General features: G+C 68.1%; 11 protein-coding genes and 1 pseudogene. 5 read left to right on the top strand and 7 right to left on the bottom strand.

Features of this window, described 5'->3' with window-relative positions; genetic code table 11:
* Positions 1–20: 20 nt before the first annotated feature.
* On the bottom strand, positions 21–512 hold the full coding sequence (locus ACFWPJ_RS13590; RefSeq protein ID WP_378850730.1) for a hypothetical protein: 492 nt from the start codon (positions 510–512) through the stop codon (positions 21–23).
* Between the two features lie 181 nt (positions 513–693).
* Here ACFWPJ_RS13590 and ACFWPJ_RS13585 point away from each other — a divergent pair, with 181 nt between their 5' ends.
* On the top strand, positions 694–1,293 hold the full coding sequence (locus tag ACFWPJ_RS13585; RefSeq protein WP_378850728.1) for a DUF4282 domain-containing protein: 600 nt from the start codon (positions 694–696) through the stop codon (positions 1,291–1,293).
* A 148-nt stretch (positions 1,294–1,441) separates the two neighbouring features.
* Positions 1,442–2,287, top strand: a complete 846-nt coding sequence (locus ACFWPJ_RS13580; protein ID WP_378850725.1) for a helix-turn-helix domain-containing protein — start codon at positions 1,442–1,444, stop codon at positions 2,285–2,287.
* Between the two features lie 3 nt (positions 2,288–2,290).
* On the opposite strand, the gene ACFWPJ_RS13575 is transcribed toward ACFWPJ_RS13580, so the two are convergent.
* Entirely contained in the window at positions 2,291–2,692 is a 402-nt protein-coding gene (locus ACFWPJ_RS13575; RefSeq protein ID WP_378850722.1) for a MarR family winged helix-turn-helix transcriptional regulator, read from the bottom strand.
* An 85-nt stretch (positions 2,693–2,777) separates the two neighbouring features.
* Here ACFWPJ_RS13575 and ACFWPJ_RS13570 point away from each other — a divergent pair, with 85 nt between their 5' ends.
* Entirely contained in the window at positions 2,778–4,259 is a 1,482-nt protein-coding gene (locus ACFWPJ_RS13570; protein WP_378850719.1) for an MFS transporter, read from the top strand.
* A 60-nt stretch (positions 4,260–4,319) separates the two neighbouring features.
* On the opposite strand, the gene ACFWPJ_RS13565 is transcribed toward ACFWPJ_RS13570, so the two are convergent.
* On the bottom strand, positions 4,320–4,868 hold the full coding sequence (locus ACFWPJ_RS13565) for a dTDP-4-dehydrorhamnose 3,5-epimerase family protein (protein WP_378850716.1): 549 nt from the start codon (positions 4,866–4,868) through the stop codon (positions 4,320–4,322).
* 2 nt (positions 4,869–4,870) lie between these two features.
* Positions 4,871–5,743: a glucose-1-phosphate thymidylyltransferase RfbA gene (rfbA, locus tag ACFWPJ_RS13560; protein ID WP_378850713.1), complete on the bottom strand. Its 873-nt coding sequence runs from the start codon at positions 5,741–5,743 to the stop codon at positions 4,871–4,873.
* A 238-nt stretch (positions 5,744–5,981) separates the two neighbouring features.
* Here rfbA and ACFWPJ_RS13555 point away from each other — a divergent pair, with 238 nt between their 5' ends.
* Positions 5,982–7,034, top strand: coding sequence for an alpha/beta hydrolase (locus ACFWPJ_RS13555; protein ID WP_378850711.1), 1,053 nt, complete (start codon positions 5,982–5,984; stop codon positions 7,032–7,034).
* Between the two features lie 115 nt (positions 7,035–7,149).
* On the opposite strand, the gene ACFWPJ_RS13550 is transcribed toward ACFWPJ_RS13555, so the two are convergent.
* Positions 7,150–7,857, bottom strand: a complete 708-nt coding sequence (locus ACFWPJ_RS13550; protein ID WP_378850709.1) for a hypothetical protein — start codon at positions 7,855–7,857, stop codon at positions 7,150–7,152.
* A gap of 326 nt (positions 7,858–8,183) precedes the next feature.
* On the opposite strand from ACFWPJ_RS13550, the gene rfbB reads away from it, so the two are divergent.
* Entirely contained in the window at positions 8,184–9,185 is a 1,002-nt protein-coding gene (rfbB, locus tag ACFWPJ_RS13545; protein ID WP_378850706.1) for a dTDP-glucose 4,6-dehydratase, read from the top strand.
* Positions 9,186–9,207: 22 nt separating this feature from the next.
* Here the strand turns inward: rfbB and ACFWPJ_RS13540 are convergent, their stop codons facing one another.
* Positions 9,208–10,752 carry a DUF2142 domain-containing protein gene (locus ACFWPJ_RS13540; RefSeq protein ID WP_378850703.1) on the bottom strand — a complete coding sequence of 515 codons (1,545 nt, stop codon included), beginning with the start codon at positions 10,750–10,752 and terminating at the stop codon, positions 9,208–9,210.
* Positions 10,749–11,150 (bottom strand): annotated as a pseudogene (locus tag ACFWPJ_RS13535) (glycosyl transferase); the annotation flags it as partial. The gene ACFWPJ_RS13540 and the pseudogene ACFWPJ_RS13535, both read right to left, overlap by 4 nt.

Here is an 11,150-nt window from a genome sequence, read left to right as displayed (position 1 = left end):
GGTTCGGTGAGTTGTTGTCCTCAGCAGGCCACGGTCAGCGTGGCGCGCTTGCGGGTCGCGGCGGCGCGCACGGCGGCACCGAGGGCGACGACCGGCGGGACCCAGCGGGCCTCGGTCGGAGCGACACCCCAGGAGGCGCTGCCCGCGGCGAGCTGGGTGGGCGGCAGCGGGATGCTGGCACCGTCGGTGTGCACGACGACGCCGGCCTCGCGCATGGCCTCGATCGCCATGGCGGCCTTGCGGACACCGGTGACCAGGTGGATCTCGCGACGCTCCTGGCCCGGGATCTCGATCACGGGGCCGGACAGGTTGTTGGCGCGCAGGAAGCGACGGACCTCGCCCGCCATCTCACCGGTGATCTCGATGGCCGAGACCTCGTCGTCGGTGATCAGGCACAGGCCATTGGCCGTTTCGGCAACCGTCCAACCCCGCGCGGCGTACTCCTGCGCGGCGGCACCCTTCTCGGCGGCCGTGGTTGTGGTCGGAAACGTCGTGCGCACTGTGTTCTCCATTCCCCGAAGAGCTCTGTTCCTGCGTTCATGGGTCGTATCGGACCGGGGTGGCCGTGTTGTTACGCCGTTCCCGAAAAATATTCGCGACTGTCTGGTTCGTCTCACTTCACCGACCTTCGCTATCGGAGGATGTGGCCCGGCAGGCTTGGCGTAGGGGCCGAAACCGGGCAGGATTCGGCATATGACCGAAGCGCCGGGCACCACCCCGTCTCCCGAGGGGGAACCCGAGGAGTTCGAAGCCGAATCACGCTGGCTCTCTTGGAAAGAGACCGACGTGAAGCGCGCGGCGCGGCGGGCGGCGCAGGCCGGCGACGAGAACACGGACGATTCGGACATACCGCGCGACGCGGGTTTCGACGACCCGTTCCGCAGCACCGGATCGGCCAAGCAGTGGGCCGCCGAAGTACTGCGCTCGCTGCTCGATGTCCAGTTCCGCAGGCCCGCGACCAGAACGTTGCTGCCGCTGGCCTACATCCTCGGCGTCGTCTCCTTCGGTGTCGGCATTCCGGTCGTGCTCACGGTGCTGGCGTGGCGGGCTTCGGCGCTGCTCGGCATCCTCGCCGCGCTGGTCGCGATTCCGCTCGGGCTGACGATCGCGGCCGCGGTGCGGCTGATGCTGGAGTTCGCGAGCAACGCTGCCCGGCTGGCGGGCCGGGTCGAGCACATCAGCGACCTGGCCGACGGGTTGTTCCAGGCGCTCTCCGATGTCGCCGAGCCGGTGAACCAGCTCTCCGAAGACGTTCGCGCCGTGCAGTTCTGGCGCTTCAGGAAGAAAAAGTAGCTCCGTGCTTGCCCCCTGAACTATGTGTTGCGCGATGGTCGATTCATTGTGAAACAATCCGTACGCAGATCCGACGCCTATGTCGGCTGGGTAGGGCGGTCTCCGAAAGCGATGGGGGAGACCGGATTTTGGATAACAGGGGGGAAGTATGGCTTCACCACAGGGCGTCACCGGTTCGACGATGCCGCGCAGGCAGCTGGGCAGGCACTTACGTGACCTGCGCAATCAGGCGCGGATGACGACCAGGACCGCGGCGGCGCAACTCGAGTGGTCGGAAGCGAAGATCTGGCGGATCGAGACCGGCCAGACCTCGTTGCGCAGCCTCGATGTCGAGGCGATGTGCAAGGTGTACGGCGCGCCGGCGGAGCTCGTCGAGCCGCTGGCCGCCTTGGCTCGCGAAACCAAGGCGCGGGGCTGGTGGACGAGCTACGGCGATGTGATCCCGGAGGGCTTCGAGGTCTACATCGGGCTGGAGGAGGCGGCGACCGCGCTGTCGATCTACGAGGACGGCCTGGTCCCGGCGCTGTTGCAGACCGAGGACTACGCCAGGGCGCTGCTCGAGCAGACCGTGGCGGGGCTGACCGAGGCCGAGCTCGAGCGCAGGTTGCGGGTGCTCGAGGCCAGGCAGGCGCTGCTCACCCGCGCGGATTCGCCGCTGCGGCTGCAGGTGGTGCTGGCCGAGGCGGTGCTGACCCACCGCATCGTTGACGATCGGGTGCTGGCCGCCCAGCGCGCGCGGTTGCGCGAGCTGGCCGAGCTCGACACGGTCCGGATCCAGGTGGTGCCCGGTGATACCGGCTATCACGCAGGGCTGGAATCGGGCCGGTTCGTGATCCTGGACTTCGGCGTCGACGGCTCGCTGGACCGGCCGGAACCGCCGGTGGTCTACGCCGAGACCTTCGCCGGCTCGGCCTATCTGGACAAGCCGGCCGATTACGAGCGCTACCGCGGCGCGTTCACCGACATCAGCGCGGCGGCATCCGGCGCGCTGTAGCTCCTACCAGGAGTCGGCGAGCACCGCACGGTGCGTGGGCAGGGCCCGGTCGTAGACCGCCCTGCCCTTTTCCGTCAGGTGGACGAAGATGGCGCGGCGGTCCTCGGCGCACATGGTGCGCTCGACCAGGCCGTCTTTCTCCAGCCTGGCCACGGCGCGCGAGAGCGCGCTCTGACTCAGGTAGATGTCGCCGGCCAGTTCGGTCATCCGGTACTTCTGACAGGCCGCGTCGACCAGGCGATCGAGGGTCTCGAATTCGCTGAGTCCGATGCGGTGTTCGTGCTGAAGCGCCTTCTCCAGTGCGCAGCTCACGGCGGCGTGCCGATCGAGCAGTTCGCGCCACTGGCCGACCAGCTCGGGGGGCGCTTCGTTGCGCCGAGCTGATGCTGTGGCCGGGTTCGACATGGCCCCATCTTAGTGATCGGGGCATGTCCATGCAACCGCAATTTATGTGTTGGCAATTAATGCGTGTGCATGTAATGTCCTCCGCATGACTTCGCCAGCAACGCTCTCGGCCGCAGATCAGGCGACCGATCCGACCAGGTGGCCGCTTCGCCTCTGGGGCATGCTGATCACCCTGTGCATCGTTCTGTTCCTCGACGGTCTCGACGTCTCGATGATCGGTGTCGCGCTGCCGTCCATCGGCGCAGAACTCGATCTGTCCACCTCCACCCTGCAGTGGCTCGTCAGCGGCTACGTCCTCGGTTACGGCGGCCTGCTGCTGCTGGGCGGGCGCACCGCCGACCTGCTCGGGCGCCGCAAGGTCTTCCTCATCGCGCTGGCGGTCTTCGCCGTCGCCTCGCTGGTCGGCGGCCTGGTCAGCGACCCGGCGCTGCTGATCGTCACCCGCTTCATCAAGGGTCTGGCGGCCGCGTTCACCGCGCCCACCGGCCTGTCGATCATCACCACGACCTTCGCCGAAGGAAAGGCGCGCAACAAGGCGCTGTCCATCTACACCGTCTTCGGTGCCGGTGGGTACTCGATGGGCCTGCTGTTCGGTGGCCTGATGACCGGCGTCGGCTGGCGCTGGACCTTCCTGCTGCCGGTCCCGATCGCCCTGGCCGCCCTGGTCGCCGCCTACGTGCTGGTGCCCAAGGATGGTAAGGCCGAGGAAGGCGGGCACGATCTGCTCGGCGCGCTGCTGTCCACCGCGGGCATGCTGCTGCTGGTCTACACCGTGGTCACCGCGCCGGAGGTCGGCTGGACCTCGGTCCGCACGGTCGGTTCGTTCCTCGCCGTCATCGCCCTGTTCGCCGCGTTCGTGATCACCGAGCAGCGGGTGAAGCACCCGCTGGTGCGCCTGGGCATCCTGCGCAAGGTGTCGCTGGTGCGGGCCAGCCTGGCCATCATCGCGGTCGCCGGTTCGTACTTCAGCTGGCAGTTCATCGTCACCCTGTACATGCAGGACACGCTGGGCTGGTCGGCGCTGAAGCTGGCGATGGCGCTGCTGCCGGTGGGCATCCTGGTCGTCGGGTCGGCGTTCTTCTCCGAGAAGCTGATCGACCGCTTCGGCACCGGGCCGGTCATCGCCGTCACCATGTCCGTGATGGCTGTGGGTTACCTGCTGTTCCTGCGGGTCGACACCGCGCCGGACTACCTGACCGTGCTGCTGCCCGCCATCCTGCTGATCGGCATCGGCTGGGTCGGCTTCCCGGCGATCAACGTGCAGGCCACCAGCGGTATCGATGACGACGAGCAGGGCCTGGCGGCCGGCGTGCTGCAGACCTCCATGCAGGTCGGCGCGGCCATCGTGCTCGCGGTGACCACCGCGATCGTCACCTCCGGCGGGCACGGCGCCGGTGCGACGCCGCAGCAGATGCTCGACACCTACCGGCCGGGCCTCGAGTTCGCCGCGGGCGTCACCATCGTCGGCGCGCTGGTCGCCCTGACGGTCTTCCTGCCGCGGTTGACCCGGTCGCGGGTCGCGGACGTGCCGGTCGCCGAGGAGAAGGTCCTCGAGCCGGTCGCCTGATCGGACAGCGCCGGACGGCACCACCTTTCGCGGGTGGTGCCGTCCGGCGTTTCACGTGAATCAGGAAAAAGGCGGGGCGACTTCGTCTTTGGCGGAGCGGATATAGGTGAGTCGGCTGCCGTCGCGACCCTCGGTCGGCCACTCGATGCCGAGGCGGGGATCGAAAGCGTCCATGTCCCGGTCGAATTCGGGGGTGTACTCCAGCGAGCACAGGTAGGTGACCGTCGAGCCGTCCTCCAGCGAGAGGATGGCGTGGCCCAGGCCCTCGGACAGGAACACCGAGCGGCGGTGCACGTCGTCGAGCAGCACACTGTCCCAGCGCCCGTAGGTGGGCGAGCCGGGCCGCAGATCCACGACGACGTCGAGGAACGCGCCGCGCACGCAGGTCACGTACTTGGCCTGACCGGGCGGGTCCTCGGTGTAGTGGATGCCGCGCAGCACGCCTGCCGCCGAGACCGAGGTGTTCACCTGGTGCAGCTCGAACGGCCGCCCGGTGGCCTTCTCGAATTCCGAGGCCTTGAACGATTCGCAGAACATGCCGCGGTCGTCGCCGAGCAGGCGCGGGGTCACCTCCCAGGCGCCGGGGATGGCCAGTTCACGGAACTGCATGCTTACCAGTCTTTCCCGCGGTCGATCAGATCCAGCAGATAGCGGCCGTAGCCGGAGCGCACCATCGGTTCGGCCAGCTCGCACAGCTGGTCGTCGGTGATCAGCCCGCGCCGCCACGCCACCTCTTCGGGCACGCCGATCTTGAGGCCCTGGCGTTCCTCGATGGTGCGCACGTAGTTGGCCGCGTCGAGCAGCGAGTCGAAGGTGCCGGTGTCGAGCCAGGCGGTGCCGCGGGCGAGCACGTCGACGCTGAGCTTGCCCTGCTCGAGGTAGGCGCGGTTGATGTCGGTGATCTCGTACTCCCCGCGCGCCGACGGGCGCAGTTCGCGGGCGATGTCGACCACGTCGTTGTCGTAGAAGTAGAGGCCGGGGATGGCGTAGTTCGAGCGCGGCACCTTCGGCTTCTCCTCGATGGAGACCGCGCGGCCCTGCTCGAACTCCACCACGCCGTAGGCGGTCGGGTCGCTGACCCAGTAGGCGAAGACAGCGCCGCCGTCGATGTCGTGGAAGCGGGCCAGGCTGGAGCCGAGGCCGGGGCCGTGGAAGATGTTGTCGCCGAGCACCAGGGCGGCGGGTTCGGCGCCGATATGGCTCGCGCCAAGCACGAACGCGCGCGCGAGTCCGTCGGGTTCGGGCTGCACCACGTAGCTGATCGAGACGCCGAACTGGCTGCCGTCACCGAGCAGCCGGGCGAACGCGTCGGCGTCCTCCGGCGTGGTGATCACCAGGATGTCGTCGATCCCTGCCAGCATGAGGGTGGACAACGGGTAGTAGACCATGGGCTTGTCGTAGACCGGGACGAGTTGCTTGCTCACCCCGCGCGTGATGGGGTGCAGCCGCGAACCGGTGCCGCCCGCCAGGATGATTCCGCGCATGGGGGAAGTCTGCCAGCTCTCGCTCACGCGGAGTCGGGGAGGTTCCGACACGTCGACGAAATGGTCACGAACGTTTCGTGACCGGGTGTGTCGGGCGATTACCGAGACAGGCATCGGTTCATCTGCTTAGGTGAGCCTCGATGTGTGAAACATCACTTTGTTAGATGTCAGCGTCGACATCCGTTCCGGGGATTACCGGGGTCCGCGGTCGACGCGCCAGCTTTGAGGTAGGTGCGCGATGGCAACGCCCAAGATTGCCGGAATCGGTGTGTTCAGCGGGGTCGCGCCCGCCACCACGGCCAAGAGTAGCGGCCAGCCCCGCCAGGGCATCATCGTGAACTCCGGCCGGAGCAGCACCTCCTCGCGGGTCCTGATGGGCGCGTGCGTCGGCATCATCGGACCGCTGCTGCGGACCGTCCCGATCAACCGGGCGACCATCCCGATCGGCGCCGTCGCCGTCGACCTGCTCTCCCGGCTGCGGCCGGAACCGCACGGCATCGAGCGCGAGCAGATCCAGATGGACGGCTTCAAGATGGAGATGGTGCGGCCCGCCGGCGGATCGCGCGCGCTGCGGCACGGTGCGGTGCTGTACATGCACGGCGGCGGATTCGCGGTCGGCGGCCTGCAGTCGCACCGCGCGATCGTCGCGGGGGTGGCCAGGCGGACCGGGTTGCCCGTGCTGAATGTGGAGTACCGGCAGCTGCCCGGCCGCTCGATCAGCTCGGCGATCGACGACTGTGTGCTCGCCTACCGCTGGCTGCTGCGCCACGGCGCGGACCCGGCCAGGATCGTCTTCGCGGGTGACTCCGCGGGCGGCTACCTCACCTTCGCCACCGCGCTGCGCTCCCGCGAGATCGGTCTGCCGCTGCCCGCGGCGCTGGTGGGACTGAGCCCGCTGCTCGATCTGGACTACCGGGCCAAGCAGGGATACGTCAATGTCAGCCGGGACGCGTACATCCCGCTGTCGGGCCTCGAGGCCGTCGTCCGGCTCGGCGCCGAGACCGAGGGCCCGCTGGACCCGGCGCTGTCGCCGGTCAACGCGGACCTCGCCGGACTGCCCCCGGTCCTGCTCATCGCCGCGGAGGACGAACTGCAGCGCTACGACTGCGAGCTCATGGCCCACCGGCTCACCGCGGCGGGTGTCCCCAACACCCTCGAGCTGTGGCGCGGCCAGGTGCACGCGTTCATGAGCATCCTGCCGAGCATGCCGGAGAGCCGCTCGGTGCTCGGCCGGGTCGCCAAGTTCGTCCGGGTGGCCCTGGAACCCGCCCAGCGGGCCAGGACCGCGTAGAAGCTATCGAGCTGGCTCGGACGTCGGAGATCACGATCGGCCGGACGAGCCTTCTACCGAGAGAAGACCCGCCCGGCACGTGCCGGACGGGTCTTTTCGCTGTGCGAGACCGGAATTACTTGGCCGGCGGGGTGAAGGGTGCGGTGGTGGTGGCGAAGTACTGGATCGCGGCACCGATCGCGACGGGCGCGGTGATGAAGATCTGGCCGGCCAGAGCGCCGAGCGCGCCGACGGCCAGGATGCCGCCGATGCAGCCGAGGGCGGCGGCGGGCAGGAACGGGCCGAACAGGCCGACGATGGTGGCCGAGGCGACGGTCGCGCCGACGATACCGCCGAGGACGCAACCGACGGCCGCGCCGCCGAGGCCACCCACGAGGGTGCCGATCGAGGCGCCGACGGAGATGGTGTCCTTCATGCGGTTGAACGCCGCGACCTCACGGTCGTATTCGGACTTCCACGGCGCCTTGTCCTCGAAGGGCAGTGCGACGGGCTTGTAGACAGCCTTGGCCGGGTCGAGCTCGGGGGTCAGGACGGCCTTGTTGCCGGAGATGTCGGCCGCGATCGGGAACTCGAAGTCATCGAGGCGGAACGACAGCGGGGTGGCGGCGACGGTCGTGCCGTCGGCGGCCTTGATCTTGAAGGCGCCGTCTTCGGCGACCAGCGAGCCGGCGTCGGTGGTGATGACGGACTGGCCGTTCACCTGCTCGGCGGTGTAGTTGATCGGGGCCGGGGCCTCGTTCGGCGCGGCGTTGACGGCGCCGGCGGTGACGCCCATGGCGGCGATCAGCAGCGCCGAGGTGGCGGCGAATTTCCTCATCAGCATTTTCGTTGAACCTCGATGTTGGAACGTTCGGAGGGGACTCGATGATCAAAATCCCCTGCAGCTAACGAGCGGTGAACCGGCTGTGACTGTCTATTCAAATTCCGTTCACCGGTCATGCCCCGGCTCCGGTGCGCAGCTCGAAACCTGAGCGTCGACTGGGCTTTTTCTCAGGAAACCGGACCCCTACTCGTAACCTACCGGCGTGTAGTGTGACCGACGTCACGGTGTGAATGCCTGGGGTGCCTCGGCAGTGCGGCGGTACGGCAACGGATTTCGGCCGGACTCCGCCGCACGGCACGCATGCGCGAGCACGTATCGTTGGCGTGGTGCGAGTGCTCGTAACCGGCGGGGCCGGCTTCATCGGCGCGAATTTCGTCCAGCAGACCGTGGCCACGCGCCCGGATGCGCACGTGACCGTCCTCGACGCGCTCACCTACGCGGGAAACCGCGCGTCGCTGGATTCGGTCGCCGATCGGATCGAATTCGTGCACGGCGACATCGCCGATCTCGACCTGGTCGACAATCTGGTCAGCGGCGTCGACGCGGTGGTGCATTTCGCCGCCGAATCGCACAACGACAACTCCCTGGCCGAGCCGTGGCCGTTCGTGCAGACCAATATCGTCGGCACCTACTCGCTGCTGCAGGCCGTGCGCCGCCACGATGTGCGCTACCACCACGTCTCCACCGACGAGGTGTACGGCGATCTCACCCCGGACGACCCGGCCTTCACCGAAACCACCGCCTACAACCCGTCGAGCCCCTATTCGGCGACGAAAGCGGGCAGCGATCTGCTGGTGCGCGCCTGGACCCGGTCGTTCGGCGTCCGTGCGACGCTGTCGAACTGTTCCAACAATTACGGCCCGTATCAGCATGTGGAGAAATTCATCCCACGCCAGATCACCAATTTGATCGACGGTGTGCGGCCTCGGCTCTACGGCGCCGGCCATCAGGTGCGCGACTGGATCCACGTCGACGATCACAATCGCGCGGTGTGGGACATTCTCGACCGCGGCCGGATCGGCCAGACCTACCTCATCGGCGCCGAGGGCGAACTCGACAATCTCAGCGTCGTCCAGCTCATCCTGCAGGCCTTCGACCGCGATCCCGCCGACTTCGATCACGTGACCGACCGGCCGGGCCACGACCAGCGCTACGCCATCGACGCGAGCCTGCTGCGCGAGGAACTGGGCTGGTCACCGCGGTACGCGGACTTCCGGGCGGGCCTGGCCGACACCATCACCTGGTACCGCGAGAACGAGGACTGGTGGCGGCCCAAGAAGGCCGCCACCGAACGCGCCTACGCGGCAGCGGGCGAAAAGAAGCTCTGACCCCCACCGTCGTCCGGGGAAATTATCCCCAGACGACGGTGTAATACGTTGCGGCTGCGGCGATCAGCGCGAAAACCGACGCGCAGGTGATGGTGATCGCCGTTCCGCGAGTGGGAATCACGCCGTCGGAATCGCTGAGCCGCAAGGGAACCCAGCGCGCGACAACGGCCAGGCCCATGATCGCCAGCGGCACGAAATACCGGCCCTGCACACCGTCGATGATGTAGAAATCGACCGGCGTGAACGACATGTACAGCGTCACGTAGATCATCGCCACGCTCGCCAGCACCGTCAGCGCGACGATCAGGGTGCGCCGGAAAGTGGCCGTCACGGTGCGCATCCGGTCGGCGATACCGAAACTCACCGCCAACGCGATCAGGCACGCCAGCATCGAAATCGCCGGCACGTCGACATAGGCGAAGCCGAGCTCACCGAAGAACTGATTGAACCAGCGGTGATCGCGCAGGGCGATGCTCTCGCCGAAGGTGTGCACGAATTGCACCGGGTCGCTGAGGACTCCCTTCAGCTGGTCGCCCGGACGCACCTCGTACCACTGGTGCGGCGGGCGCATCAGGCCCATGCCCTCGCCGGTCGGCGCGGCGATCTTGGTCCACGCCAGGAAAAGCGTGGCGCCGGTCGCGGCGAACGCCCACGGAATCAGCGTGCGTTTTCCGGTGAATCCGAGCCGGTCGGCGGGCACGACCACCACGAGCATCGCCAGCAGCACATAGGTCGGTTTGCTCAGCGGCAGCGCGATCGTCGCGGCCAGCAGCGCACCGGTTTCCACCGGCCGCAGCCGATCACCGACGAACAGGGCCTTGAGCAGCAATGCCGACACCATGATCGCGAGCGCGTTGGTGAGCGTGTCCGCGGTGACGGTGCCCGCCTGGAACAGCGCGATCGGCAGCACCGCGACGGTGAACACCAGCCACTGACTGCGCCGCTCCCGCAGCGTGTACAGCGCGAACCCGACGACCGCGAGGTAGGCGACCAGCCCGGCCAGCCGGGTCAGCAGAGACAACCCGCCGACATCGAGGCCGAGCGCCTCACCGAGCCGGATACCAACGGCGGCAGGCACATACGGCAGCGGCGAGTAGGCGGCGGTGTTGGTGAACCACATGGGCTCGGTGGCCGCGGAGATCTCGGCATCGCCCAGCCGGTCGTAGGCGGCGGGGTCGGCCACCATGGCATTGGGCTCTTCGGACTCGTCGGGGTTGTCGTTGTAGTCGCGGAAGGCGTAGCCCATCAGCTCGTCGACGCTGACCGGGATCTGGCCGCCGTAGGCGACGCCACGATCGTCGGCGATGCGCTGCGGGAACACCCCACCGTGCGCGACCTGGTAGGCGCGGCCGAACTGGGTGATCTCGTCATGGCCCCAGAACGTCGGCGTGAGCACGGCGAACAGCGCGCCGAACACGGTCGCGATCACGGCGAACGCGACGGTGGCCGCGCCCAGCTTGTGGGTCAGCGTGCGCACCGGCGCGAGGACGCGGTCCTTGGCGCTGGGTGCGGGGGGAGCGGGCAAGCTGTGCTCGACGGTGGTGTCCGGCTCGATCGAAGTCGTCACCGACGGTCTCCGGCAGCGACGTCGTCGTTCACCCCGGCCGCGGAATAGCGCAGGTAGACCAGTCGCGCCGCCTCGTGGCGGGACCGGCGGATGCCGTCGAGGATCATGCCGGCGGTCCAGGCGAGGCTGCCGAGCAGCATCAGCGTGAACGCGAAGAACAGCGTCGGGAACCGCGCCACCTCGTGGGTGTTGTAGAACTCGATCACGATCGGGACGGTCAGGATCAGCGACACCAGCCAGGCCAGCGTGCCGAACAGGCCGTAGAACGCCACCGGGCGCTCGTGGCTGGGCAGGCCGCTGATCAGCGCGTGGTTCTTGGTTCCGTGGCGGGAGGTGCGCAGCTTGGTCTCGCTGCCCGCCGGGCGGTCAACGAAACCGCACATCACCCCGGTCGCCGG

The sequence above is a fragment of the Nocardia sp. NPDC058497 genome, from assembly GCF_042720195.1.
In the GTDB taxonomy this organism is placed as follows: Bacteria; Actinomycetota; Actinomycetes; order Mycobacteriales; family Mycobacteriaceae; genus Nocardia.
Note: the sequence above shows the minus strand (reverse complement) of the source record. Positions and strands in the feature narration are given on the sequence as shown.